This is a genomic window from Kitasatospora sp. NPDC098663, from assembly GCF_044760075.1.
Lineage (GTDB): Bacteria > Actinomycetota > Actinomycetes > Streptomycetales > Streptomycetaceae > Kitasatospora.
On the sequence record NZ_JBIWAP010000027.1, the window covers coordinates 22,342 to 48,778 of the forward strand.

12 protein-coding genes, 1 tRNA gene and 2 pseudogenes are annotated in these 26,437 nt (G+C 67.5%); 3 read left to right on the plus strand and 12 right to left on the minus strand.

All coding sequences use genetic code 11. The annotated features are described in order from the left end of the window. The first annotated feature begins 112 nt into the window (after positions 1 to 112). Together ACIQVZ_RS26805 and ACIQVZ_RS26810 are read left to right on the plus strand one after the other, a co-directional pair. Complete coding sequence (locus tag ACIQVZ_RS26805) at positions 113 to 1,366, plus strand: sensor histidine kinase (RefSeq protein ID WP_402453312.1); 1,254 nt, start codon at positions 113 to 115, stop codon at positions 1,364 to 1,366. Continuing rightward, positions 1,300 to 1,651: pseudogene (locus ACIQVZ_RS26810) on the plus strand (response regulator transcription factor); the annotation flags it as partial. The gene ACIQVZ_RS26805 and the pseudogene ACIQVZ_RS26810, both read left to right, overlap by 67 nt. A gap of 132 nt (positions 1,652 to 1,783) precedes the next feature. Here the strand turns inward: ACIQVZ_RS26810 and ACIQVZ_RS26815 are convergent. The 4 genes and pseudogenes from ACIQVZ_RS26815 to ACIQVZ_RS26830 form a co-directional block, all read right to left on the minus strand. Then, positions 1,784 to 2,017 (minus strand): annotated as a pseudogene (locus tag ACIQVZ_RS26815) (helix-turn-helix domain-containing protein); the annotation flags it as partial. A gap of 254 nt (positions 2,018 to 2,271) precedes the next feature. Next, positions 2,272 to 7,812: a hypothetical protein gene (locus ACIQVZ_RS26820; RefSeq protein ID WP_402453313.1), complete on the minus strand. Its 5,541-nt coding sequence runs from the start codon at positions 7,810 to 7,812 to the stop codon at positions 2,272 to 2,274. Between the two features lie 5 nt (positions 7,813 to 7,817). Beyond that, the gene (locus tag ACIQVZ_RS26825) at positions 7,818 to 9,512 is read right to left on the minus strand and encodes a hypothetical protein (RefSeq protein WP_402453315.1); all 1,695 of its coding nucleotides are present in this window, start codon (positions 9,510 to 9,512) and stop codon (positions 7,818 to 7,820) included. After that, on the minus strand, positions 9,512 to 13,723 hold the full coding sequence (locus tag ACIQVZ_RS26830) for a protein kinase (protein ID WP_402453316.1): 4,212 nt from the start codon (positions 13,721 to 13,723) through the stop codon (positions 9,512 to 9,514). The genes ACIQVZ_RS26825 and ACIQVZ_RS26830 overlap by 1 nt, the downstream gene beginning before the upstream one ends. A gap of 148 nt (positions 13,724 to 13,871) precedes the next feature. On the opposite strand from ACIQVZ_RS26830, the gene ACIQVZ_RS26835 reads away from it, so the two are divergent. Then, entirely contained in the window at positions 13,872 to 16,001 is a 2,130-nt protein-coding gene (locus tag ACIQVZ_RS26835) for an AIPR family protein (protein WP_402453317.1), read from the plus strand. Positions 16,002 to 16,136: 135 nt separating this feature from the next. On the opposite strand, the gene ACIQVZ_RS26840 is transcribed toward ACIQVZ_RS26835, so the two are convergent. The 8 genes from ACIQVZ_RS26840 to ACIQVZ_RS26875 form a co-directional block, all read right to left on the minus strand. Further along, entirely contained in the window at positions 16,137 to 17,567 is a 1,431-nt protein-coding gene (locus ACIQVZ_RS26840) for a restriction endonuclease subunit S (protein WP_402453318.1), read from the minus strand. Further along, positions 17,564 to 18,268, minus strand: a complete 705-nt coding sequence (locus ACIQVZ_RS26845; protein WP_402453319.1) for a hypothetical protein — start codon at positions 18,266 to 18,268, stop codon at positions 17,564 to 17,566. Before ACIQVZ_RS26845 ends, ACIQVZ_RS26840 begins: the two co-directional genes overlap by 4 nt. 74 nt (positions 18,269 to 18,342) lie before the next feature. After that, positions 18,343 to 19,671: an AAA family ATPase gene (locus ACIQVZ_RS26850; RefSeq protein WP_402453320.1), complete on the minus strand. Its 1,329-nt coding sequence runs from the start codon at positions 19,669 to 19,671 to the stop codon at positions 18,343 to 18,345. Continuing rightward, positions 19,668 to 21,875, minus strand: coding sequence for a restriction endonuclease subunit M (locus tag ACIQVZ_RS26855; protein ID WP_402453321.1), 2,208 nt, complete (start codon positions 21,873 to 21,875; stop codon positions 19,668 to 19,670). The genes ACIQVZ_RS26850 and ACIQVZ_RS26855 overlap by 4 nt, the downstream gene beginning before the upstream one ends. Positions 21,876 to 22,363: 488 nt before the next feature. After that, positions 22,364 to 22,440: transfer RNA gene (locus ACIQVZ_RS26860), tRNA-Thr, on the minus strand. 82 nt (positions 22,441 to 22,522) lie between these two features. Then, positions 22,523 to 23,188 (minus strand): leucine efflux protein LeuE, encoded by a 666-nt coding sequence (gene leuE / locus ACIQVZ_RS26865; protein WP_350882035.1) that lies wholly within the window; start codon positions 23,186 to 23,188, stop codon positions 22,523 to 22,525. Positions 23,189 to 23,276: 88 nt separating this feature from the next. Next, on the minus strand, positions 23,277 to 24,995 hold the full coding sequence (locus ACIQVZ_RS26870; RefSeq protein ID WP_402453322.1) for an alpha/beta hydrolase: 1,719 nt from the start codon (positions 24,993 to 24,995) through the stop codon (positions 23,277 to 23,279). Between the two features lie 122 nt (positions 24,996 to 25,117). Further along, positions 25,118 to 26,251, minus strand: coding sequence for a hypothetical protein (locus ACIQVZ_RS26875; RefSeq protein WP_402453324.1), 1,134 nt, complete (start codon positions 26,249 to 26,251; stop codon positions 25,118 to 25,120). Between the last annotated feature and the right edge of the window lie 186 nt (positions 26,252 to 26,437).

Sequence of the window (26,437 nt, forward strand, 5' to 3'; positions counted from 1 at the left end):
CTCCGACCGTCCCCGTCCAGCCGACCGCCCCGCCTGCCCCGCTCGCCCGCGACCTTCCGGCCTCCCGTTCCCTGATCGACCGTCCGACTCCACCGACCCGAAAGGCCGGCCCGTGCGGCTCCCCAGCCTCCGAGACCTCCTCGCCCACCCGGCCCCGGACCAGGCGTCCCCGGCGACGCCGGTGTCCACCCTGCCGCGCGCCGCCCGGGCCGCCCTGGCGGTCGGGTTCGGCGTGCTGTGGCTGCTGGACCTGGCCATGAGTCTGGACACCGCCGGACCGCTGCTGCCGCTCGCCGGGCTGGTCCCAGCAGCCCTGGTGCTGTTCGGCCCGCGCGGCCGGCCCGAACTACGCGCCGGGGCGGCCGCGCTCTGGTCGCTGGTCTGGTCCGCCGTGGGCTTCGTCCGCGGCACCGAGCAGGACTCCCCCGGGCTGATGGAGCTGCTCGCGCTCAGCCTCCTGCTGATCACCACCGCCCGGCACGTCCGCGCCCGCGCCGCCGTCCTCGGCACCTGCGCCGCCCTGGTGGTCGCCCTGCTGGGGCTCGCCGCACGGATCTCCCGCAGCGCCTCCGGGACGGTGCTGACCGTCGTGCTGCTGGCCGTCGTCGCCGGCGTCGCGATCGCCCTCGGCTGCTACCTGCGCGCGGCCGACACCCGCCGGCTCCGGGCCGTGGAACAGGTTCGCCGCGACGAACTGATCGACCTCGCCAACGACCTCAACGACTTCGTCGCCCACCACGTCACCGGCATCATCGTGCTGGCTCAGGCCGGCCGGGCGATCTGGCAGACCGCGCCGCAGGAAGTCGTCCCGATCTTCGACGACATCGAGCAGGCCGGCAGCGAATCCCTGGAGTCGATGCGGCAGTTGGTCGCCATGCTGCGCGAGGGCACCGACCTGGCCGCCGCCTCGCCGCTCTCGGGGCAGGGCATCGCGCACATACCCGTCATGGTGGAGTCCTTCCGCCGGGGCGGCGCCTCGGTGGACCTGCAACTGGACGAGGCCGCGCTCACCGCCCGGCTCGCCCCCGAGATCGTCACCACCGCGCACCGGGTGATCACCGAGGGCCTGAGCAACGTGCGCCGGCACGCCCCGGACGCCACCGGGGTCACCGTACGGATAGGCCTCGGCCCGTCCACCCTGGAGGCCACCGTGCGCAACGGACCGCCGCGCGGGGGAACGGCCCGCAGGGGTCTGCGGGTCCCCCACCTCGGACAGCAGGACCTCGGCCTCCTCGGGCTCCAGGAGCGCGTCCGGGCGGTCGGAGGAACGCTCACCGCGCGCCCGGACGATGCGGGAGGATGGGAGCTGACGGCCCTGCTCCCCGTGAGGAACACGGACCCCGGCACTCGGAGGATGCCGGCATGACCATCAAGGTGCTCGGCGAGGCCGCCGACGGCGCCACCTGCGTCGAACTCGCCCGCCGGCTGAGGCCCGACGTCTGCCTGGTCGACATCAGCATGCCCCGGCTGAACGGCCTGCAGGTCACCCGGCTGCTGGCCGGCCCCGGGGTGAGCGACCCGCTGCGGGTGGTCGTGGTCACCACCTTCGACCTGGACGAGTACGTCTACGGCGCGCTGCGCGGCGGCGCCCAGGGCTTCCTGCTCAAGGACAGCGGATCGACCCTGCTGATCGAGGCGGTCCGCGCGCCAACCAGGAGATCGGCGAGACGCTGGCCATCTCCCTCTCCGGACGGAGCTCGGCGAGTGGCTGCTCGCCCACCGCCCCGAACTACGCCGACTGACCCTGCGCCACGGCTCGCTGAGGCTCGTCGGCGCCGCAGTCGATGACGGTGACCGGCATTGTCGGGGTCTGCTTCAGCAGCTCGCGGATCGCGGGTTCGACCGCGTCGACCACCGAGCCCTTCAGCGGACGCTGGTACTTCGGCGGTCGATCCGAAGCCAGAGCCCGAGACACGGTGCCTCTGGAAATCCCCAGCTGCCGGGCCACCGCCCGGGCCGACAGCCCCTCAGCCCGGTGCAGTCGGCGAATTTCGGCCCAGTCCTCCACTTGGATCACCCTCTCTTCCTCCTGACTCCAGGGCATTGAAGTCAGGATGATCAAGAGATCGCAGGGTGCCCCTCTTTCGATCCGCCGTCCGTGGTCCTCGTTTCACCCGTTGGCGACAGCTATGCCGTGTGTCATCCCGAGCAGGTCAGCTGGTTCTCGCGGCGACCTACACCCCCAGACCGCCGCGAGAACCAACAGCGACACCGAACGCGATTCTCCGAACTCGGCCAGAAATCGCCCAAGCTCCATGACCCGTGCCGCTCTCACCCGATGGCTGTCTTGGTCGCCCCACCATGACTCGTCACACGCGGACGGCATCGGATCTTCACAGCAGCTCGGGTGAAGGCCTCATCGGTGGCCTTGCCCGACCACACAAACGCCTCACCAGGATTCAGCGCAGCCATCTTGTCCGCAGTCAGGGCGGAGAGCGCGGCATTCGCCTTCTGCAGATGCTTCAGCCACGCGGGCGAGGTGAACTTGTGCAGAACCATGTGGTTAGACAGTTCGATCAGTGAGATCGGTACGGAAGGCGGATCCTGGCTGGCCACGAGGATGGACATCCCCTTGTGCCGCATCTCACGGACACTGGAGACCAGGCCGTCCACGAGATCGGGGCTGCGAATGTACTTGTGCGCCTCGTCGAAGACGACCAGCTTGTTGAATGCCTGCCCCTCGTGGCGGGCATCAGCAAACAGCTGCATGAGGACGACAAAAAGCCCCAGCGCCTCGTCCTCGCCGATGTAGCCGTCGCGGAGATCGACGATGATCAGCCGGCCGGGTCGTACAAGGTCCTGCAGCCGAGCGTTGTCGTCGATGTACTCAGCAGCCAGCTCCAACCGGTCATACGCCAGTTGCTTGAGCGAGTCGGACAGGGAGGACTGTTCCACCCCAAACCGGATCGCGTCCAGCGTCAGGTTGTCGCGGCTGGTCTTCATGATTCTTCCGAGCTGGCGGATGTAGAGCGCCTGGTTGCCGACGGCTCCCATCAGGAACCGCCAGTGGGCCGCCTTCAGTTCGGAGGACGAGAACTTCAGCGGCCGTACGTCCAGATCCGGAAAGTCGCCCTTCCGGGCCCCCACCATGTCGGCGGGAGCCAACAGCAGGACGTCGGACAGCGCCGCGGGTTCGGCTCCGTAGCGTTCCCGGAGTACAGCTAGTTGGTCTCGTTCACTGTTGGGGCGGGTCATGCTGGTGAACTCAGGTGCGTAGCCCTCGGTGTCGCTGTAATGGAAGACGATGCTGGCCAGGGGATGGGAAAGCTGGTTGACGCCGGGGGCGGGCAGGCTCGCCATCTCCAGGATCGACCCGAGCGTGTAGCTCTTGCCCCCGCCCTGTACACCGAACAGGCTAATGGTGTGGGTCTCGTTGAGGTCCAGGGCGATCTTCCGCCCCGCACACAGGCCAAGCAGACCGTATTGGCTGGTCGGCTTCGAGACCCCGAGGAAGACATCGGGGTCCGGTGAGCTGTCCGCCAGCTCCGCCGCTTCTACCTGGTCGGGCACGGCCGGTTCCGTTGCGGATGCCTCTGGTTCCGTGCCCGGCACAGAACCCTCGGCCTCGATCGTGTTGACAGCATCCCCGCCCCCAGTGACAGGCGCATCCGACGAACGCGTGGGCCCGTTTCCCTGAGCGGAGATCTCGGGAATCAGTTCTGGCGGCCCCCCAGGCGCCTCCGCCTTAGCCATATCTGCTCGATCAGCCGTCGCCGGTGGTACATCGTCGTCCAGCACCGCGCTGAGCCTGGCTGGCTCCTGCGGCAGTTCGCGACCGCGCGCACGGGGGCGCAGGCTCCGAGTGGTCTCACCACGGCCGATTCCCGCCAGGTCTGCCTCCGCCAGCAGATGTGGCGCGCTGCGCACCGCCCCGCCGAGATAATCGGTCTCCACGGCATCGAGCAGTTCGGTCACCTGCCGACGGCCGATCCGATGGAAGGTGATGCCGCCATCGGTCTCGACGTCCGTACCGTCACCGCTCAGGTCGAAGATGAGACCGGTGCCAGCGAACTCGAGCGTGTAACCGTGGTCGAGGTGATCGAGGAGCCAACGCGCCTCGTCATACCCCTTCTCATCGAAGAGGCCATACCGGTTGGCACGCGCAAGGTAGTGCCCTAGCAACGAACGGAGTGTGAGGTTCTGCAGAGGACGGTCGGGGCGCTCGACGAGCGGGTCGAACTGGGTAGTCAGGATCTCCCTGCTGTTGTTGATCTGTTGGCTGATCTCCTTTTTCGTGGCGTCGTAGCCGCCTAGACCACCGACTCCAGTGAAGCACTTGACCTCGATCAGCCGGCAGACGATGGCCCCGCGTTCGGCATCCAAGTCGAACAATGCCAGATCCGTCCGATGCAGCCGAACGGCACCCTCGCCGTTGCTGATACGACGCTGTGACTCACCGTAGAGGTCGGTGTGCGCGTCCATAGGAATCAGCACCTGGTTGTAGAGGGCACCCTGGTACCCCAGGTACAGCCTGGCGAGAGCGAGCCCAAGGACCTCCATGCGGCTGCTGCTCCCGATCGCGGCTAGCTTGAATGCGAAGCTGCCCGAGAGCTCTCTAAGCTGGTCGAAGAACGTCCTCACGTGGCGGGGCTCGAGCTTCAGGTGCCGGTCGTCAAGGACGGGTCCGACCATTGCGCGCAACTCGTCGACGGACCGCGACGAGACCACGATGTGATGGCCCATGCCGGTCTGTGCGGTCGCCGAATAGTCAATGACGTACTCAGGCCGGTCGGCCCGGCCGTGGTCGAAGTACTCCACTCCTAGAGTCCGGTCCACCGTGATAACCCAGTCACTGGCCTGGTGCACATCGTGCAGAAGGGCCTTGTCCGTGGCCGAGAGGCGCAGCGTTATCTGCGGTAGCTGCCCGGGACGTGGTTCCCCGGATGTCATGGCCACCACGGCGACCGACAGCGCTTCCGGCAATGCTGCCATCAAGTCCCCCGTCTCTTCGGCTCCGGGCACGGGGTCCGTGGCGCCGTGCCGGGGTTGGCGGCTCCAGGACACGAACTCCTCGTCCTCGGCGTAGTAGCTGGTCAGTTCTTGCACCAAACCATGTACCGCCGCCCGGCCCGAGGTGCGCGCGCCAGCCGCGATGTCGAACTGCTCGCCGCCGAAAGGATCGAACAGGATGGTTAGGTGGGCCGGGAAGTCGGTCGCGCGGGTCCGGAGGTCAGCCGCGTCACGCACCACGACGGCGAGCTTCGGCCGCAGCGGGTCCCCGGGCGTGCCGAAGGCCTCGGTGGCGGCGGTGCGCGGTCCAGACCCCGGTGAGAACAGGTCGGTGAGCGCTTCGCCGACCCACGGCTCCCGGGGATGGTCGGTAAAGAGGTGGATCGTGTAGCGCAGATGAGAGAGATGTCTGCGGCTCTGGAGTTCGGTCAGCATCGACACCAGCACCTCGCCCCGACCGACGCCGAGAGCGTTGATGACGAGGCTGTCCACATAGGGGTGCAGGCGGATATAGCGCTCGACGCGATCCCCGAGATCGGCGCCGGTGACCACACCGGAGGTGGTGGAGCTGTCGCTCACGCCCAAGGCAGAGGCCAACCGAGACACTGTTCCCCTGGGGTCGGCGGTCTCGCTGGGCAGGCAGACCTGCCAATAGTCGGTTAGCTGTCCTGCGGCAAAGGCCAGTTCACCCGTCGTATGCGGGACGACGAGCGGGAACCCCAGCGGGGCGAGCCGCTCAACGAGACTGTGCAGGGTCTCCATCACCCGGCTCTTGTCCTGCCCCTCGGTGCGGTCGAGCCAGTGGTCGGCCAGCGCCGCCTGCCCGCACCACCACAGCACCCGCAACGGATGGGTGGGAGCGATCAGCACGATCCGGCGATACTCGCCCAGCACGTCGGCCAGTTCCACCGGCACCGTGTCGGTACGCAGAAGCCACGTGAGTTCGGTCCGGTCCCGCTCGACGGTACCGCCCCGGGCATTCTCCAGCCCGCGCACACACCGGGTGACCGCTCTCAGGTACGCCTCCGCGCAGGCCTCCGCCTCCTTGCGGATGTCGCGAGGGTCGGTGCCTTCCAGGACCAGCGGCACGGAGCCGTCCGTGTCGGCGCGCACCGCGGCGAACAGCGCAGCACGGGCCTGAAGGTATCCGTCAAGTTCACTGCCGTCGACTGGGGTCACGACGAATGGCTCGTCGTCGCTGAGCTGCCACCGTCCTGAGGCGTCGACGTTCAGCCGGGGACCTTCGAGTGCGTGCGGTCTGGCCAGCATCCGCTCTTCGGCCTCGGCGAGCGGAATGGGCAGATCGACGGTGATCAGCCCCGCAGGCCCGAAGCCCGCCCGCAGCGGCCAGGTCTTAGCCGTTCGCGCCGCCCAGCCCACGGTACGGCACGACACCCGCCACGGGTCGCGTCCCTCGGCACGTGCGGTGAAGCGCAGCCGGTTGATCGCCTGGGCGAGCCCGGAGGCGTGCTGGGAACGCTGGACGGGAGGGTCGTCGAACTCGCCGTCGGGGACGACGTAGAACCGGTCGCTCTCATGGGGCCGGTGCGCGCCCTCGGCGCCGGCCACGCGCATGGGATCGCCATTGCGGTCGAGCGGGGTGACCCGGACGAAGTGCCAACCTTCTTCCCAATCGGCCTTGCGGCCCTTTTTTAGTTTGATCGTCGCGCGATAGACCGTCTTGGCGGTCTTGGCCACTGCAACCGTGGTGGTGAAACCGGTCGGGCTGACCGTGGTAGCGCCGCTGTCCTCGCCGGTCTCACTCTCTGAGAGAATCTGGACCGAGAACCGCGCGAGGCCCGTGACGTGACGGGAATCCGGGTCAACGGTGAAGGAGACGGGAAGCGAGGTGAGCCCCCCCGGCAGCAGATACTGCCCACCGAAGAGCCTTTCCAGCGGGGGGTGATTGCGCAGGTCGTCCTCGTTCTGGCCGGCCTTGGGCAGGACGGTCAGCTCGTGCACCTCGATGCCGACGCGCTCATCGCCGAGCGCGTTTTCCTGGGGCCAGTGGTGGAAGGCGAGCGGCCAGTTGTCCGGGTCCACGGCGATCGCCCGGCACCAGCGGGACGGTGTGTCGAGGCCGGTACGCGAGGCGAACCGCACCAGTCGGCTCAGGAATTCCTGCGCCGCTGGGGAGTTCTGGGGCAGCCCGAGGCTCAGGACCCGCTGGCGATCGGTGGTCGTTGCCTCGGTGAGCTTTGCGACGGTCCTGCGGTTGCGGTCTGCTTTGCGGCCCACCAGGGTCGGATCCTGGTAGAGGCCGAAATCGGGGATCAGCCCGAGCAGGTGAATGGCGGCACCGGCCGCCTCGCGGTCGTGGTCGTTCTCCCGCAGCGTCAGCAGGTAGCGCACGGCCGCCCGGTCGTCCGCGGCGGGGCCGCCTTCCGCCGCATGCCTCTCCAGCAGTTCGGTGACGGCCGGACGCAGCTTCTCGGGCAACTCCCGCAGGAGCGAGGCCTTGAGCTTCGCGTGCACGTCGTCCAAGGACAGCTGCTCGAAGGTGGCGATGCCGAAGGAGTCCTCGGCACTGGCCCGGGTGCCGGGCGGTACGAAGACGAGCAGCGGCGGGCGCAGCCCGCCTTCTGTGTCCCGGTTGCGCAGTTCGACGAGTTTGGTGCTGGTCACCGCGACATCGGTGGGGATCCTCCCGTCGACCTCGCCCAACACGAACGCCTGGGCGTCGGGCACCAGGGTCCGCAAGCCACGCACCAGCCGCGCGGCGAGGTCGCTGTCCAGATCCCCCAGCCGCATGCAGTGCCCGGCCTCCCTGCCGCGCAGCACGCCTGCCAGTCGTGGCAGCAGGACATGTTCCAAGGCGTCCCGCCATTGCGACTCGGTGAGCTCGGTCAGTCCACGTGGCACCTCGGTCACCTCCCGCCCGTCGTAACTGTGCCGTCCACCGCGATGGCGAACCTGGGCGTTATCACCTGGGTGAGGTACGCGTCGGACAGATCGCGGTAGAAGCCGATCTCCCGCATCCGGGTGGTGAACGCCTCGGCGTTCGCCCGCAGCGCCGCCTGCTCCTCGAACCCAGCAGCGGGAAAGCCGTCGTCGGCCGGCAGCCGGTCGACGTGGAGTCCGTAGCGGGTGCGCAGCGTATCCATGAACTCGTCCAGCCTCAACTGCTTGGTGTGGTAGAGGAACCTCGATCTCGTGCCGCGGGGATTGGGCCGCAACAGCGCGATCTGGACCAGGACTTCCAAGAGCGCGCTGTCCATGACGAAGCGGCGCCTGCCTCGATGGGGCTGGGTGATGACCGCGCCGGGGCGGTTCTTCAGCAGCAGCGAGTCGATCGCCTCGACGATGTAGTCGTAGTGGTACTTGCCCCGGTACGCCATGATCAGCTCGATGTACTGCTCGAAGGCACCGAGCCTCATCCCGGCGCCCAGCAGGGGCCGTACGCCCTCGGGCTGCTCGTCGATCGGGGTCTCGTCGAGCAATGTGTCCATGCGGGCCGCGAAGAACCGCTCGCGCCGGTCCCCATAGTCCTCGCCGGCGTACCGCAGCAGTTCAGCAACGGAGAAGAATCCGCGGGACGGCTTGGTGATCTCCTTGCTATCGGCCAGGTGATCGGCGAACTCGCCCAGCTTGCGCACCACGTACCCGGCCCGCACGAAACTTGGGATGCGCCGCAACCAAACGTCAGCGCTGTGTTCAGCGAGGGCGGCGACGGGGGTGCCGGGCATACCCGCTGCGTCGACCAGCATTCCTACGGGGAAGGGACAGGTGCCCAGGCCGCCGCCCGGACCTCCCGCGCCCGACGGGCAATTATCGGGACCGCAGGTCGGCTCGGCGGCCGAGCGGGCGACGATGGCCGGCAGTAGCTTCATCGCCTTGAGCTGGCCCAGGGCCAGATGGAACGCAAAGAGGATCTTCAGATACTCAACCATGACGATCCGGGGCAGCAGGTCCTTCAGGGAGAGCAGCCGCAGCACGTCGTCGGCGAGCAGGTCGGACTGTCCCACGCACAACGGAGGAGCCGAGTACCAACCCTTGACGCTCGTTGGGGAGTCCTGCTTCACCTGGCTGTTGAGGTGGAGTACGGCCTGGGTCTCGATGTCGACGCTGGTGCCGGGTAGTTGGGTGCCCAGGGCGGGGTCGAGGCCGGTGAAGAAGAACGCGCGGATCCGCTCCAGGGCCAGTTCGCCGCGCTGGCCCCGTGCATGTCGCAGCATCTCGTAGAGCTGGGCGTCGGCTCCGTAGGCACGGGAGTGGTTGTAGTTACGGAACTTGTATGTCAGTCCGTGCAGTGGGCGCAGACCCGCGACGGCCTGGTTGGGTTTGCCCCGGTTGACCATGTCCAGGAGCTGGGTCTCGATCCAGCGCTGAGCGATGTCCGGGGAACCTCGGAAACCCTGGAACTTTCCCGAGTGCTCCTCAGCGAGGAACTCCTCCACGAACTCGTCCGCCAGTGCCCTGCCCCTCGCGAGCTTGCTGGTCTGCCCGTTGTGGTTGACCCTCATTAGGAATCCGGTCAGCACCCGGTCCATCTCGACCCGCTTGAAGTCCAGGTAGGACACGCCCAGGTGCCGGAACTCACTGTCCCGCTTACGCAACGCCATCATTCCCCCCTCGTCGCCACGGTGCCGAGCTGCTCACCCTCGGGCCTCAGCCGAAGCGTTCCGTCCGGGAGTCGGGTGATGCGGTGCGGCGCGTTGCCCGGCGCGGTCAGAAGGACCTCCTGGTAGGAGGTGGCCGACAGCGCGTTCTTAAACACGGCCAACGCCAGATTCTGCCCCTGACGGTCCTCGACGCCCGGCCGGTGGCCGGAATGCAATCGGTCGAGGAGTTCGTACAGGTCGAGGCGGACTACCAGCTCAGCGCGGTGCTCGGCGGACCCGTCCGGTGTCCGCCCCCTGTAGCGGACGACGATCTCGCGAGGGCTGGTCTCCACGTAGTCGGAGGCCGCGGGCTTGCCCACTTCGATGGTGAAGCGGTCGGCGCGGAATAGTCGGTGGCTGCGAACCGTCCCGCCGGGCACGGACCTGACCTGGAGCGCCAGGGCGCGGTCACCGTCGTACAGGGCACCAGGCAGCCCTTCACCCCGGTTGACGGCTTCGATGATCCGGCCCAGTTCGTCCCAGACCGGTACAGTGCCGGCGAGCAGGTCCAGGAACCTGTCTCCCGCGCGATAAGTGAGCAGGGACTTCCAGCGCTCGCTGTCCAAGCTCTCGAAGAAGAAGCGGCGACGGGCGGCGGCGAGGTAGGCGCGGTGCGTGACGGCTTCCGCCCGGTCGGCCGATGGGGTGCGAGGCAGCGCGCCGAACTGTTTGGCGAGCAGCTCCGCGTCATGATTGCCCCGCTGATCCACGGAGATCAGGCTGTGTCCGCCATCCGGGCCTGTGTAGTCCAGCTTGCGATCGAGCTGCGGATCGGCCACGGACGCCACGTCCAGCTCTCGCAACTGTGCCAGGAGGCGGTCCCGTTCGTGCTCCCCACCTGTGTGCAGGCCCGCCCAGCTGGTGAAGTAGAAGCTGTCGAGTCGCGCTTGGATGCTGTCCGGCCGCTGGTAGAGCTCGTGGATCTGAGCACAGTCCCGGCCGGAGGTGAGCATATAGGCGAGAGCAGAGCGCAGATCGCGCAGCGTAATGTGGAGCCGTCCACGCAGATGGGTCATCCGGTACAGGGTGGCGAGCCGCTCTACGACGATGGGGCCAGCTGTCGGGTGGGCGAAGGTCTGCGCATTGTGCCGGGCGTAACAGCGGGGTGCCAGGTCGCAGGAAGCACAACCGCTCCAGTATCTCGGTTCGGTCAGCGTCTGCACCATGCGGTGCAGGATGGAGCCCCCGGTGCCCGCCGGGTCAGCGACGACGTCACGGGCATTGAGGTTGACGACGGCAACGCCGTGATCGGTCGTGCCGTTCGCCAGCCCCTGCCGAACGGTGCGCGCGAGAAGCGGGTACCGGCCGGCTTGCACGGTGATGAAATCGGTCAGGCGCCCTTCGTTGATGGCGATGAGTCGCGTCTGGCCCTGCGGCCAAGCATCGGCATCTTCTCCCTGGAAGGGCGCGAGAAAGGCATCGAGTACGGCGTCGTTGTCCTGGTCCCCTTCATCCTGGCTGCCGTCGTGGTTGGTATAGAAGACACGTCCCCGGTAGACGAAGTCGTCACCGTTGGCGTGCTTCTCACCCCGCGCGGCACCGCGCTTGACGGCCTCGACGGACAACCGCTCCAGGAACGCCGTCTTCCCGTCACCGGCGTTGCCCGTGATGACGACCAGCCGGTGGATGCCGCCCAGGACGTCGTCGAGCAGAGCGGTGTCTAGGGCGGTGGCCACGTACAGGGGAAACTCTGCAGGGTCGAGCCCTCGCGTCCCCGCGTTAGTGCGGGAGTTCTGGCTGTAGAGCGTCTGGAGATGTCCGACGAAGGCGTTGGTTCCGTCCCGCCCGGCATCCTCCGTACAGACCGGCTCGGGCTGCTCGTCCTCCGCACCGCCCCGAGTCCGGCGTACCTCCCCTATGTTCCGCACGGCCGCGAGGAAGGCCTCCGCGTCCGGGAAGCGGTCAGCGCGGCGCGGCGCGATAGACCGCAGCAGCACGTCGGCGAACGAACGGCTCAGATCGCCCAGGCCACTGATCTTCCTTGGGTCCAGCGCGTCACCATCCTTCGGTGGCTGCGCTAGACCGGGCCAGGGATAGGTGCCGGTCAACGCCATGTAGGCGGTGACGCCGAGCCCGTACAGGTCCAGGTCGGCGAGTTCCGCCCGTGTGGGGCGCTGCCGCAGCACCGCGTCCGGAGCCTGGTAGCGGAGAGAGCCCAGGGTGGGCGTAAGCGTGGAATCGACGGAGACCGCCGCATTGAAGTCCAGAAGTTTGGTGCCGTCCGCTGTCCACAACAGGTTGCTGGGCTTGATGTCGCAGTGGTAGACGCCGTTGTAGTGGAGATGGCCCAGCCCGGCCAGGCAGTCCTCCAACAGGCGTACGACATCGGCGGCGCCCAAGCGCTGCTCTCGCGCGGCCGAGGCCTGGAGGTCCTGTCCCTCCGCGAACTCCATTCGCAGATAGGGGAGTCCGCCCTTGGGTAGCCAATCGGCGTCGATGACGCGCACAAGGTTCGGATGCGGGGGCAGTTGGCGCAGGATCCGGTACTCGCCCTTGAGTCGGACCCCGACCGATTCCGGGTCACTGGTGATGATCTTCAGGACCTCATCGGTGTCGTCGAGGGTGTTGAACACCTGGTAGACGACGCCGAACTTGCCCTGCCCGAGCTTCCTGCGGACGTGGAACTTCTCGGTGAGCCGGAAGCCGTCAGGCAGGTTTCGGTAGCTGTACGGGTTCTCCCATTCGAAGGGCTCGTCGGGTGACCCACCGCCCCCCACACCCCCGCCAGAGCCACCCGCGCCACTGCCCGAGCGGACAGGACCGACCCGGGACAGCCGCTCCAGCTCGGCGATCGCGTCACGGGCGGTCGGCCGGCGTGCCGGATCAGCGGCCAGCATCCGCCGGATTACTCCCCTGGTCTCCGGGCTGATCCCAGCCGAGTCCAGACTGTCCACCAGTCGCGACCCGCCGGTCACAGAGGGCAGTTCCCCGGTGTACAGCTCGTGGAAGAGCACCCCAGCGGCGAAGATGTCGGAGGCGGCCGAGAACCGTCCGGGCTCATCCACGCACTCGGGTGCGAGGTATGTAGCCTCGGCATGCTCGTACGCGTCCATGGCTACGGTCCCGGCCCGTTGCTGCCCGGTGTGCGCATAGTCGAAGCCGGTGAGCATCGCAGTGCCATTGCGGGCGACCAGGACCGTGTCCGGGCTGAGATGGCGGTGCACCACCCGGTACGCGTGGGCAAGCGCGAGCCCGGCCAGCACACCGGACACGATGCGGCGCCTGGCGTCCGCCCCGAGCGCGACGGAACCTTCCACCATCTGCACGCGCAAGGCCTCGGCCTGCACATCCTTGAGGACGACAAAATATCCGGTCTCGTCCTCAAGCGGCAGTACCTGGACGCACGGAACGATGTGCGGGTTCGGCGGCAGCTTGTTCAGCGCCTGGAGGGGGTTGCCGATCCGCTCCCTCTCGCGGGTGTGCTCCGCCTCGGGTAGCAGCGGGTCCACGGTGTGCACCTGGATGAGGTAAGTCCCGGAGTTCGGCTGATCCGGCTGCACCGCACGGTACACGGACACCCGGTCCTCGGCGCTGGCCTCCATGCCGGCCTCCGGCTCGGGGTCCGCCTCGACGAGGGTCTCGACGGCCTCATAAATCCCGAACCTGCGCCGTCCGGAGGGGGCCCGTGACACTGCATTCAGCGCGCGGGCGATCTCGTCGTGCAGGCTGGTAATCGGCATCTCCGGCATGTTCGGCTCGAGCCGGGAGGGCCGGTGGGTGGAGAGGAAGGAAACCAGGTCCTTCAACAGGACGGTGTTCTTCTCGTCCTTCCCATCGTGGTCGACGAACAGCGCGTCGTCGTACGGAAGGATCACCAGCTCTTCGCACCACACCGAGCCGATCAGCGGTGAGAGGTGCGACTGCCGCAGCAGGTTCCCGATGGTTTTGGCATGCCCGCGGAGCTTCTTGACAGGGCTCGGAAAAGGCTGTCGCCCCTGCGGGTACCACTTCTTGCCCCACACCTCGATGCGCCCGTGGGTGCCCTTGGTGTCGGCGATGTAGCAGGCCCGGTCGGTGATGATCGCGAGATCGACCTCGAAGCACTGGCGGCCCCGGTAGATCTCGAAGTTGGAGATCACGGTCCAGTCGTCGGGGGTGTGGTCGCGGAGGTGGCGCAACACCATGCGCTCGGCGTCGTTGACGGGGTCACCGACCTTGATGATTCGCGCCACGAGTACCAGGCCCCCATCCGTTCCAGTCGCGTGCGGATCATTGTGACGTGTGCCGCACTGCGATGTGCCGGGTTCACTGTAGTACCGCATGACGTCAGCTCTCTCTTGGTTACGCTGGCTGCCGGTCAGGCGGTCATCGGGAGGGCACATGTCGCATTCGTTCCATATCCGCAACCTGAAGAAGCGGATCAGCGAGCGCTTCGACACTCTTATCGACATGTCGGACGAGCCTTGGGCCTCCGAGAAGAAGAGGAACGAGAAGTTCCTCAGTCGAGGGGTGGCAGCCCTCGCCATCAAGCGTGAGACCGGCTGTGCGGACCGGGACGCAGCCCTGTCCATCATCGACGGCCGTGACGACTGGGGGATCGACGCGATCGCGGTGGAACTGCCCGCCTCGGGCCAGAGCGGCCGCCCGCACATCACACTGGCCCAGGCGAAATGGAGTGACAACGCCACGGCCGGGTTCGGGCAGAGTGAGGTGGACCGTCTCTTCCGTGGTCTCGACTACCTACTGAACCTGGAGTTCAATCGGTTCAACAATCGCATCGAGCATCACGTCGAGGCACTCGACAAAGCCTTGGACAGCGGCTCTCCCAAGATCACGTTGTTGCTGGCCCTGGTGACAGACACCGAACTGCATCCGGACATCAGAGCGTTGCTCGACTCCGAGGTCAAGAAGCGCAACTGGGCCGAGGACATGGTGGAGTGGCGTGTTCTCGACCTCCGCGGCCTGTACCAGGAGATCCTCGGCGAGCATGCCGACCGAAAGATCGAACTGGAGGCATGGGTTGAAGGCGTCGGCCGGGAGGAAAACCCTTTCACCGCGTACTACGGCACGCTCTCTGCGGCTGATGTCGCCGAGTGGTACGAGACCCACGACCGACATCTTTTCGCCCGCAACATCCGCGACTCACTCGACACGGACGTCAACGACAAGATCCGCGCCACCCTCCTTCAGGAGCCCGAGAACTTCTGGTACTTCAGCAACGGAATCACCCTGCTGTGCGACCGGATCCGCAAGAAGGGCAAGGGCTCGTTCTCCCCGGGGTCGGGCGCCGGATTCGTCCTGGAGGGGGCGAGTGTCGTCAACGGCGCGCAGACCGTCAGCGCCATGCACCGCGCGATGCAGCGGAACCCGACGCCGGCGAGCCGTGGTCGCGTACTCGTCCGGATCATCTCGCTGGAGAACTGTCCTGAGGGATTCGGCGACCAGGTCACGCTCAACACCAACACGCAGAATCCCATCGAGGAGCGGGACTGGAAGTCCCGTGACCCGATCCAGACCGGCCTGCGGGACGACTTCTCGCTGTCGCTCGGCCGAACCTATGTGCTGAAGCGCGGCGAGTCGGAGCCCGCGCGGGAAAGCGGCTGCACCATGACCGAAGCGGCTATAGCCCTCGCCGCGACCCATCGTTCACCGGAGCTCGGGGCGAAGGCCAAGCGGGACCCGTCACTCCTCTGGGAGAAGGCGAACTATCAGGAACTCTTCGGGAACGCGCTCAACACGGCACCGAGCGCCCATCAAGTGTGGCGCTGCATCCAACTCGTCCGTGCGGTGGCAGAAACGCTCACCGAACAGAGCGAAAACCTGTTCGGCAGGGCCGCCAGCACCGCCAGCAATGGCGACCTGCTGATCAGTCACATCGTCTTCCAGAACCTGAACAGCGACGGTCTCGACAACGAGGACAAGGACTGGAACTCCGAGCTTGCGAAGGTGCCGGACCTCGTCGAGCAGGCGCTCGGCTGGCTGGTGGACACGATCGATAAGGCGTACGGCCGCAATAGCCAGATCTTGACCAGCATGCGTACCCCGGAACGCGTCCGCGTGCTCTCACGCCGTGTCCTGAGCGCCATGGCCGCGGGAACCTCCGCACCGGACAACGCCGACTACCGCGTGGAGGAGCAGGTCCGGGACAAGCCGGCCCGATCGACCAGCGCTGTGCGCCTCATCGTCAAGGCCGGACGGATCCCGGTCGGTACGACCCTCGAATTCCGCCCGGTGACCCGGCCCGACCGGCAGGGACTGTCCCGATGGCTCGCGGAGAACCCCGACCGGGCCCGCGCGACCTGGGGCCCCAGCATGTCCAAGCCGCTGATCTGGTCCTTCGACGGCGAGTCGTACGCGCCAAGCACACTGGTGCGAAAGATGCGCAAGGAGGCCATGGACAACAACCAGCAGGTCCAGGGCACCCTGTACTGGCACATCCCGGGCGAGGGCTCCCTGGTCGACCTGGCGGCGGAACTGCGGGCCGAAGACGAGTTCGAGGCGGAGGGCTGACCTTGAGCAGGGCTGAGCACCTTGACCGATCCGTACGCTCAGCCCTGCTCGAACGCACTGTGAGCGCGGAACCCCCTGCGTCGAAGCCACCGATGCCGGATTCGTCACCTTACACGGAACAGAACTGACCACGGCTCAAGATGCGCCGTGCTCCAAAACCTCCTGCTCCAACAGCTTCAGCGCCCTGTCTTCCTTCTGGTCAGCCTCATCTCGCTTCCGGTAGGCGCTGCGGACCGTTTCTGCGATGCGCTCCCGGTCAGGTTCAGCCAGAATAGGAACGGGGATCTGGTTACGCAACACTTCGTGGATATCCTGCTGCTTCCCACCGGTTGACAGGGAACGCAGGATGCGGAACATCGCCTCGGAGCGAAAGAAAGCAAAGAGGTAGGCACCCGGAATGTCGGGGTCACCGCTTCTGATCCGGAGGAAGTGTTCCGAGTACGCATACGAAAGCCACGCCCCAGTGACAAAAATTGGCCGACAGAACACCTCGTTCTCGCCTAGCGTCCCTTGAGAGGCAACGAGAATCGTCTCATCCTTGGCCAGCACCTCACGTGATGTCTTGGCCTTGCTGATCCACCGTCCTTCTGGCCGCAGCCAAAATGCCTGCCGCTGCCCAACAAGCTGATAGCTGTAGCGAGGATCTTCGGCTCCATCCACACGCATGAAGCGCAGGCCCCGACTGAGCTGCCCGCCAACGCAGATCTCACCAAGCGCACGATGATCCACGTCACGCAAGGCATCCAAGATGCGGCGGGCCTTCGGCTGGTAGTTCAAGGCCCGAAGAGTGAAAGGCGTGAGCTTCCGCTGCTCGAATCCAAGATCCCGAGGTTGGTCATGCCATCTCAAGTCGATCAGTTCCTCAAGCCCTGCCGTCCTGAAAAGATCATCGGTCGCCCCGACCACACCCGCCTGGAAATCCGCACGGAGTTTCGCCGCCTCCTCGACCAGTTCGTGGATCTCCTCCTCCAGCGCCGGATCAAAGCGTGGAATCGGAAGTCCCGAGATATGGTGCGGCTCGATATGCTGAATGATCGCGCCATACGCCTGACTGGCAACGATAGGAACCCCAAACCGGCTACGCAGGAATGTGTTGAGGTACCCCGAGGGGACTTTCCGTGCATCCGGCTGCACCTTCATGACGTGCTGGGAAGACCAAATACCGGCCATGTCCTGTCGCACGTAGGCCATCCGGCCGATCGTCCCTGAGCAGGAGATCAAGGTCGTCCCTGGTTCGACCCGCAGGTAGGGAAACTTCTTCGCGACTTTGCTGTAGCTCAGCAACGGCAAATGCGTGAAGTCCGCTTCCATCATGTCCGTGCTACCAAGGAACGGAACCGCGTGCGCGGGATCTGTCACGTACACCCGGCTGAACTTCGGCCCGTTGAAGATACCTCCATCGTGCCCTGCAGTGACGTCACCCAGCCGATCCTTTGCAACCGGCAACCGCTCCAACAACTTCCGAGCCTCGAACGCTCCAGACAGGTACGGCGCCGCGTCCAGCCGAAGCCCCTGCTCCCGCAGCCACTCCAGCCGTACCGGGTTGTCCTTGGACGCGATCTTCACTGCCCGTACTCCGTCGTCGTGGTCGTCATGAATGTGGTCGTGCTCCCTGACGGCGGAAACCAGCCCTTGAGGGTCTCCGTCAGTTGTCTGAACGCCGCGTCCCTGCAACCCCGTACAGACGGAACATGCTCCGCGAAACGGCGGAAGATTCCGTTGTTCTTAGGGGCTGTGTACTTCAGCCTGTGCAGGTAATCGACCGCCCCCTTCGGATCGTCGGGCTTGTCCTTGCCGGGGGTCCACAGCCCGGCGTCCTCCAGAACCTGACGCGGCGTACGCTCGTCCCCCTTGCTCGGCCTCCACACGAGGGCCTTCTTGATCGTCTCAGTGTGGTCAGACCAGAACCAGTTCTCCAGCTCAGGATCGATTACGACTACCGCGTACTGCGGCCAGAAGCCCTCCAGCTGATCACCGATCCGCTTGCGGATCTCTTCGACGGGTGGCGCACCCTGATACGCGTGGTCCATCACTACGACCGCACGCTCGTACTCACCCCGCCATGATTGCAACAGTGCACCAGCCCGTACAGGGAGTTCGGAGTCCTTGTTGTCGCTGACCTTGATGTCTCGCCGGCTATCAAAGACGAACGGACCGCAGTCCAGCTTATGGTGGAAGTCCTTGCGGTCCAGGAACGCACCGATCATGGCCTTCATTCCCTGGTCGGCGACGTAGAAGACGACATCACGTTTGCCAGACTCGGCCAAGGGCGCCGTCATCTGCCGGGGTACCGGGGCGGTGGCTCCCCCTCCACGCCCGGTCCGCCGGGCAGCCCCCTTACTCACTCGAACACCCCCGTCGCGAACAACGTCCCCAGGTCAAGATCTCCCCGCCAGTCGGCCAACCGAGGGTGTCGGTCGCCGCGCACGACGGTTACGGCCCCAGTGTCATAGTCGACACGTGTGGCGAGCACGTCCGACAGCTCGACGTTGGCCAGGACCAGTGGGGACTGGGTAGCGACCAATACTTGGCAGTCCCGTACGGCTTGAAGCGCCTGCATGACGATCTCAATGGCCTGCGGGTAGATACCGTTCTCCGGTTCCTCCGTGACGAGCAGGGCTGGGGGGTCCGGCATAAAGGCGATCAGGGTCAGGGCGAAGACGCGAAGCGTGCCGTCGGACAGGCCCGAGGAGGTGACCTCGTGGCCGCCCGCGTACGTCACGCGGAAGTAGGCGTGGTGATCGTCAGGGCGTTCCGCCACGTCGATGTCCTGGACTTGCGGCAGGGCGATTTGGACCAGGTCCACCCAGGCGTCGTACAGCTCCTTGTCATCGCCCTTGAGACGCAGGGCCAGCCAGGGAGTGTTACGGCCGACGGGATCGAGCTGGGGTGTCCGGCCTGCAGGCGGGGCGGCTTGGCGCAGGGCGGCCCAGTCAGGGCCGTAGGAGAGCGTTCCCTCCCGCAAAAGGGAACGCAACCAAAGGGCTGCCGGGAAGTGCGCCTCGTCGAACGGGACCGTGTTCAGCGCGAGCCGACTGTGTGGGCTCTGCCAGGTCAGCGGAGGTTGCCCCCCGGTCTCGGAAGTGAAACGCGCCACCGGCCCCCCGGTGCGGGCGATCACCGGACGCCAATTCTCCTCCCAGGCCCATCGGACGCGGCGACTGCCGCCGCGTCCGGTTGTCACCGTCTCGTCCGGGTCCTCGAAGGTCCGCTCCCCCGGCACCGGACGCACCGGATGCTGCTCGGGGAACAGCACTAGGTACTCCCCTGCGATCTCGATCCCCCTGCCGCCTTCGACCGGGGCAAGGTGAAGCTCGTACCGCAAGTGGGTGGGCAACGGGAGGCGCGGGTTGCGGGTGGCCTCAGCGAGGAGTTCGGTGATCTCCGCCGGGAGCCGTGCCTCTACCACGAAGCCGAAGCCGCCGTCCCTGCCCCGGTGTACCGGCTCGGCGAGCGACTGGGCTCGCGGCGGCCGGCCGGTACGGGCAGACGGACGCAGGAAAGCGTCCTCGATCCGCTCGGCGCCGAGAAGCTCGGCGAGCAGGATCGGAATGTCGAGAAGCGTGCTCTTGCCGGAGCCGTTGGCGCCGGCAAGCACGTGGAAACCGGCCAGATCGACAGCGAGGTTCTCGAAGCAGCGGTAGTTGTAAGCCTCGATTCGGGTAATCATGAGCCCGCGTTCCAAGGGAACTCGTGGCCATGGCGCTCGGAGAACTCGTGGTACGCCTTGGCGATCTTCGGGAGGTCGTTGTCGATCACCGGTTCGCGGCGGCTGATCTTGCGCTGCACCTCCGCACCGCCGATCCGCAGGATCTCGTGCTCCGTCTTCTCCTCGGTGACGATCTCTCCGTCCGGGGTGCGCACGTAGACCCTGTTCCCACGGCGGTCGATGCCGACCTTCTCGGCAACGGCCATGAACACCGGGTAGTCGGCCTTGCCGAACTCGATCTCCTCCTGACGCTCTTGCTCCGTCTTGCGGCGCAGGAAGAGCAGAGTGGTGAGGATGTTGACGTTGGCTTCCGCGATGAAGGTCTCCACGGGGAGCTCCACGCTGCCCAGGATCCAGCATTGATCGAGGATGTAACGCCGGACCGCCTCGTCGGAAGGGCCAGGGTTGGACAGGATGCCGTTCGGCAGGACGATACCGATGCGCCCGCCAGGCTTGACCCACTCCACTGCACGCTGGACGAAGAGCTGTTCGGGTGAGACCGCGGTTGCCTCGCCCGCCTTCATCAGCGCACCTGTGTCCTTGTCGCGGGTCCAGTTGTAGGCGACGCCGAATTGGCCTCCGCTCTCGCGGAATCGCGTAAGAATCATGTCTTCTGACACCGGAATGTCTGAGCCGAATGGCGGATTCGTCATCAGCACATCCAGCTTACCGAGCTCGATCCGCGGGAAACGTGTCGCCTCGTCATTACCCGCCAGGTGGCCGTCCGGGAAGGCGAGCGAATCCATGTGGAAGGCGTGACCGGCCGTATCGGTGAGCGTCATCAGGCTCATCACAGTAGCCCGGCGCAGGAAGGGGTCGAAGTCGGCGCCGAAGAGGTGCTTGTCCGCGTACGCGGCCAGTCTCCGACGATGGTCGGCCATCTTCGCCGCCAGTTCCTTGGCGTTGGTAAAAGTGAGGCCGCTGTCCTCGGCCTTTTGCCACTTGCGCAGCAGATGGTTCAGGGTCTCGCGCAAGAAGCCGCCCGTGCCACAGCACGGATCGAAGACGGTCTCCTGCTCTTTCGGGTCGAGGATGTCGACGACCAGCTTCACCGCTTCGTTGGGCGTGAAGTACTGACCTCGGTCGCCGCGCAGGTTGTCGCCGACCAGTTCCTGGTAGGCGACGCCCTTCGCGTCGATGTCAGTGCTGCCGAGGTCGTAGGGCGCCAGCTCGCCGACGATAAAGGTAAGCGCGGGATCGGTCAGGGTAAGTTCGTCCCGGTTATCGAATAGCTTCTGCTCCTTATAGAACTCCTTCACCTCCCTGAAGAGCTCCCTGACCCGGCCGGCGACTTCGGGGCTGCCCGCCCGGCGCTTGGCCCCGGTGGCGGTCTGCTCGGTCCGCACCAGGTCCGCGATGTCGATGCGGAAGCGCGAGTCCTTGCCCTCCTCGCGGACCTGGCGCTCATCGTAGATCTTCGCGAAGAGGACGTAGAGGAACTGCCAGAACGCTGCATCCTTGGGCAGTCCCTCGTTGCCGTGAATGTAGTTATGGCAGCGCCGGAAGGCGAAACGGAGCATGTACTTGTCCGCCCGCCTGATCTCCTTCAGCGAGGTGGCCTCACCAGTAGCATCGAAGGCTGAGTCGTCTCCCCGGGGCCAGTTCGGCAATGGGCGAAACCTGTCCTCGAAGCGAACCTTCCGTCCTTCATCGTCGCGCTTGATCTTTTCCACGAAGTAGAGGTCGATGTCGTCGGTCCACAGCCCCAGATGGCAGTTCGGCCCTGCCATGCTCATCAGGAACTGGAGCTCGTCGATATCCTTCGTCGCCTGCTCGTGCGTTCGAATCTTGGTGACTGTGCGGCCGGTCTTGGGGCGCGGCTTGGTGATGACAATGCGCCGCAGGTGCTCCGGTGTCTTCGACTCGCCCGGTTCGAAGACCGCGATGCTGACCTTTTTGCGGGCCTTACGGCCACCCTCGAGCGCCGGGATCTCAATCGTGTAGTCGCGCTTCATGTCATCGGGGTTGATCCCGTACTGGTGCACGAGTACCCGGGCGATGTGCTGGCGGACCTTCTCGGCCTCGGTCAGCTTGAGGATGTCCGTGCCCGTGATGTAGTCGATCGTCTCGTCGTCCCCGAGCGCGCGCGGCGGTGAGGCCCCCTTGGACTGCCCTCCGGGTACCTCCAGTACGGAAAATCCAAGGCCGAGCTGCTCGTCCGCCATATGCGCCGTCTACTCCGTCCCGACTTCTACCCAGCCCCGTCCGCGCTGCGCGAGGGGCCTACAGGCACTGCCGATACACCCTAATTGAATGAGCTCTGGGAATGCCGCACCGTCACCGAAAGTAACCCATCGATGACCCGACGATGCTCGCCTGGCCGCCAGCGCCGACCCAAGGTCCATCCGACGGGTTTCGCTGCAGGTACTGGACAGTTTCAGCTCCGACCCTTGGGTCGCCCGGCACGGCCATCCGCACCACCGCTGCACGCTTGTCCACCGGCCGTCCACCAAAGCTCGCTGGCCCAGAGGGGACGGGCTCACCGATATCGGCAAAACCGCAGGTCGCAGGCTTAACCCAAAGTGCCGATAACGCTATCGAACTGGCGACCTACGCATTGCGACACATAGAGACCAGGTGCCCAATTTGCCCGATTCCCATGGTCAACGAAACAAGAACCCCCAGGTCAGAGGACTGACCTGGGGGTTCACCTTGGAGCCGCCTGCGGGATTCGAACCCGCGACCTACGCATTACGAGTGCGTTGCTCTGGCCAGCTGAGCTAAGGCGGCGCCGTTGTCACGCGTGGTGGCAACGCGGGCCAGTCTACACAGGTTTCGCGGGTGATCCACACCCGGTTGGCGGGGGTGGAGGTCAGGCCGAGGAGACGGCGAGTTTGGCGGCGAAGCCGGCGAAGAGGACGGCGACGCCGCTGGTGAGGGTGGCGGAGAGGCGACGGCGGCGGCGGAAGGCGGTGGCGAGGGTGGTGCCGGCGAAGATCAGCAGGGAGAGGTAGAGCACGCTGAAGGTCTGCAGGATCCCGCCGAGCAGGCCGAAGGAGAGGGCCGGCTGTCCGTAGGCCGGGTCGACGAACTGGGTGAAGAAGGAGAGCAGGAAGAGGATCGCCTTCGGGTTCAGCAGGCTGATCACCAGGGCGCGGCGGAACGGGCGCTCGACGGGTTCGGCGGCCGGTTCGGCGGTGGTGGCGGGGTTGTCCGGATTGTCGGCGGTCCGGCGTTCGCGCCAGAGCTGGCGGGCGGCGCGGAGCATGCCGTAGCCGATCCAGAGCAGGTAGGCGGCGCCGCCGAGCTTGACCACGGCGAAGACGGCCGGGTTGGCCTTGAGGAGGGAGGCGGCGCCCAGCGAGGTGAGGCTGATCAGGGTGAGGTCGCCGACGAAGACGCCGGCGGCGGCCTGGTAGCCGGTCCGGATGCCCTTGCGGGCGGCGACGGACAGCACGTACAGGGAGTTGGGGCCGGGCAGTAGGACGATGACGAGGGCGCCGAGGACGTACGTCGCCAGGTCGTTGACTCCGAGCACGGTGCGCTCCGGGGAGGGGAGGAGATGAGGGCGGGGGCGCTCATCGTAACGTCGCACCGGCGGTCGGTTGAAGCGGAAACCATCCCGCCTACCGGGTGCAGCGCGCGCCCGGCTCCGGTGCCTCGCCCGCCAACAGGTAGCGGTTGACCACGCCGTCCACGCAGGCGTCGTGGTGCCCGTACGCGGTGTGGCCGTCCCCGTCGTAGGTGAGCAGGCGTCCGGACTCCAGTTGCCCGGCCAGCGCCTGGGCCCACGCGTACGGGGTGGCCGGGTCGCGGGTGGTGCCGACGACGACGATGGGGGCGGCGCCGGCGGCCCGGATGGTGTGCGCCGTGCCGGTGGCCCGGACCGGCCAGTAGGTGCAGGCCAGCGCCATCCACGCCATGTCGCGGCCGAAGTGCGGCGAGGCCTGTTCGAAATCCGGCACGGCACGCTGGACGTCCTCGGGCCCGGCGAACGGGGCGGGCAGGTCGAGGCAGTTCACCGCCGTGTTGGCGAACATCAGGTTGGGGTACGAGCCGTCCGCCTCGCGCCCGTAGTAGGAGTCGGAGAGCCTCAGCAGGCCGGTGCCGTCGCCGGCCTTGGCGTCGGTGAGCGCGGTGCGCAGCTTGGGCCAGAGGAAGTCGGCGTACATGGCCTGGATGACGCCGGTGGTCGCCTGGGCCGCGGTGAGTCGCCGGCCGTGGTCGGTGCTGGGCAGCGGGTCGGCCTGGACGGTGGCGAGCAGGGCGGTGAGCTGCTCGCCGATCTGCTGTTCGGTGCCGCCGAGCGGGCAGTCCTCGCGCTTGGCGCAGTCCTTGGCGAAGGCGGCCCAGGCGGTCTCGAAGCCGCCGGCCTGGGTGCGGTTGCCGGTGACCGAGTCGAGCGACGGGTCCACCGCGCCGTCCAGCACCAGCCGCCCGACCCGGCCGGGGAAGAGCCCGGCGTAGGTGGCGCCGAGGAAGGTGCCGTAGGACTTGCCGACGTAGTTCAGCCGCTCGTCGCCGAGCAGGGCGCGCAGCACGTCCATGTCGCGGGCGGCCTCGACGGTGCCGAGGTGGCCGAGCGCCGCCCCGGCGCGCTGGCGGCAGCCCTCGGCGAACTCCTTGTCGGCGGCGACCAGGGCGTCGATTCCGTGCTGGTCGCCGGGGGTGGGGTCGACGGCGGTGTAGGCGTCCATCCGGTCGCCGCTCAGGCAGGTGACCGGGTTGCTGCGGCCGACCCCGCGCGGGTCGAGGCCGACCAGGTCGTACCGGGCGCGCACGCCGCTGTCGTACGTCCGCGCGGTGGCCTCCAGGTACTCGACCGCCGAGCCGCCGGGCCCGCCGGGGTTGAGCAGCAGCGAGCCGAGCCGGCCTTCCCCGGCCCCCTCCTCGGAACCCGAGCCGGAGCCCGAGCCGGAGCCCGAGCCCGCCGGGACGGCGGTGGCGCGGGCCGCCACCAGGGTGAGGTCGCCGTCGCCCGGGCGGTCGTAGTCCAGCGGCACCCGGAAGGCGGTGCACTCGAACCCGCCGTCGCACGGCTGCCAGTCGAGCCGCTGGGCGTAGTACGGGGCCAGCCCGGCCGGGACGGCGGCGGGCAGCGGCTCCAGCGGCGTGACCCCGGGCGCGGCCGGGGTGGACGGCCCGGCACCCCCCGCCCCGGACGAACCCGCTGAGCCCGCTGAGCCGTCTGAGCCCGCTGAACCCGCTGAACCCGCTGAACCCGACGAGCTCGACGAACCCGAGGAACCCGAGGAACCCGCACCGCACCCGCCCGCCAGCAGCCCGACGGCGAGCGCCGCGGCCAGCACCCGCCCGGTGGCCCTCATCCGACCCCTCGCGATCATCCGAGCCCTCTCCATCGTCACCCAGGGTCGTCGCCCGGCGACCCGACTCGCATTGCACCACAGCACGCCGCCCGGCACCCGCCACGGGCACCGGGCGGCACCGCCCCGTCCGGGCCGGCGGCTCAGGACGCCTTGGCCAGCGCGTCGGCCAGGTACTGCGCCGCCTGCCGGACGAGCCGCATCCGCTCCCGGTCGGGGGTGTAGTCCTGCACGTTGTCGGAGATCTTCACCTCGGCCTTGGCCGCCGGTCCGGCCCCGGCCTGGAGCGCCGCCTGGAGCTTGCGGGCCGCGTCCAGCCCGGCCGTGTCGGCCTTGGCCGCGGCCAGCAGGAGCTTCGCCGCGCTGCCGGCCGGGGCCTCGGCTCCGGCCTGGGTGAGCGCGGCGGCGTCGTAGCGGCCGGACACCGCGGCGGTGGCGCCGTACAGGTCGGGGCGGGACAGCCCGGCGGCGGCCGCGCACGGCGCACCGCCCTCGACACCGAGGGTTCCCCAGGAGGCCGGGCCGGGTGCCAGGATGCGGAACGAGGCGGCGATGGCGGCACGCAGCGTCTCGTCGTCGGCGACGGCGGCCGGCGCGGCGGCGACCAGGTCGCAGGGGTGCGCGGTGCCGTTCGGCGCTTCGGGGGCGACCAGGATGAAGGGGCGGGCGCGGCCGGTCTGCAGGGCCGCGGTGAGGCCCTCGAAGACGTCCGGGACCTCGGCGTCGGCGGTCTTGCGCGGGGTGGCCGCCTGCATCACGACGACCGGGAAGCGCGCGTTCGGCTCCTTGGCGTACTGCGGCGGCAGCCAGACCCGGACGGTACGCGGCTGCCCGTCCGGGCCGGGCACGGCGGACTGCAGCAGCTCGCCGCCGCCCGGCTGGCCGACGCCGTCGAAGTGGATCACGGCGGCCGACGGGGCGGAGCCGGCCGCGGCCGGCTCCGCCACGACGGGCGGCACCGGCTGCTGCCGAACCGCCGGTCCCCCGCCAGGGCCCGCACCCGCCGCGTCGACCACCGGCTCGGCCCGGTCCGATTCCTGGCCGCGGGGGGTCAGGCCGCCGAACGCCCCGAGCGCCGTGAGCAACGTCAACGCGGTGACGCAGACTCCGCAGATCATCGCTCCAGCCGCCCGCACCAGCATCGGCCAGCGTTCACCGGCCAGTTCGTAGGTCGCGGCGGCGCGCAGGTCGCGCCAGCGCTGGAGCGCGCCGCGGGCCAGCCAGATCCCGCCCAGCGCGGCCATCAGCAGAGGGATGACGAGGAGCGAACGAACCATGGGACGCACCGCCTCGGGAGGAGGGCCGGCGCCGGACGGGACCCGGTGCCGTACGGGGGGCGACGGCCCCGCACCGGGGCACAGTCGGCCCCCAGCGTGCACAACGGGCGGACGGTCACACGCGGGTGTGCCCGGCGCGTATCGATCATTCACTCGAAGGTGGGACAACGGGACGGCTCCGGGAGG

Bases quoted from the DNA above. Each gene is read 5' to 3' on its own strand.
- ACIQVZ_RS26850 (WP_402453320.1), bottom strand. From the start codon at position 19,671: ATGATTACCCGAATCGAGGCTTACAACTACCGCTGCTTCGAGAACCTC.
- ACIQVZ_RS26825 (WP_402453315.1), bottom strand. From the start codon at position 9,512: ATGGCGTTGCGTAAGCGGGACAGTGAGTTCCGGCACCTGGGCGTGTCC.
- ACIQVZ_RS26835 (WP_402453317.1), top strand. From the start codon at position 13,872: ATGTCGCATTCGTTCCATATCCGCAACCTGAAGAAGCGGATCAGCGAG.
- ACIQVZ_RS26855 (WP_402453321.1), bottom strand. From the start codon at position 21,875: ATGGCGGACGAGCAGCTCGGCCTTGGATTTTCCGTACTGGAGGTACCC.
- ACIQVZ_RS26870 (WP_402453322.1), bottom strand. From the start codon at position 24,995: ATGATCGCGAGGGGTCGGATGAGGGCCACCGGGCGGGTGCTGGCCGCG.
- ACIQVZ_RS26875 (WP_402453324.1), bottom strand. From the start codon at position 26,251: ATGGTTCGTTCGCTCCTCGTCATCCCTCTGCTGATGGCCGCGCTGGGC.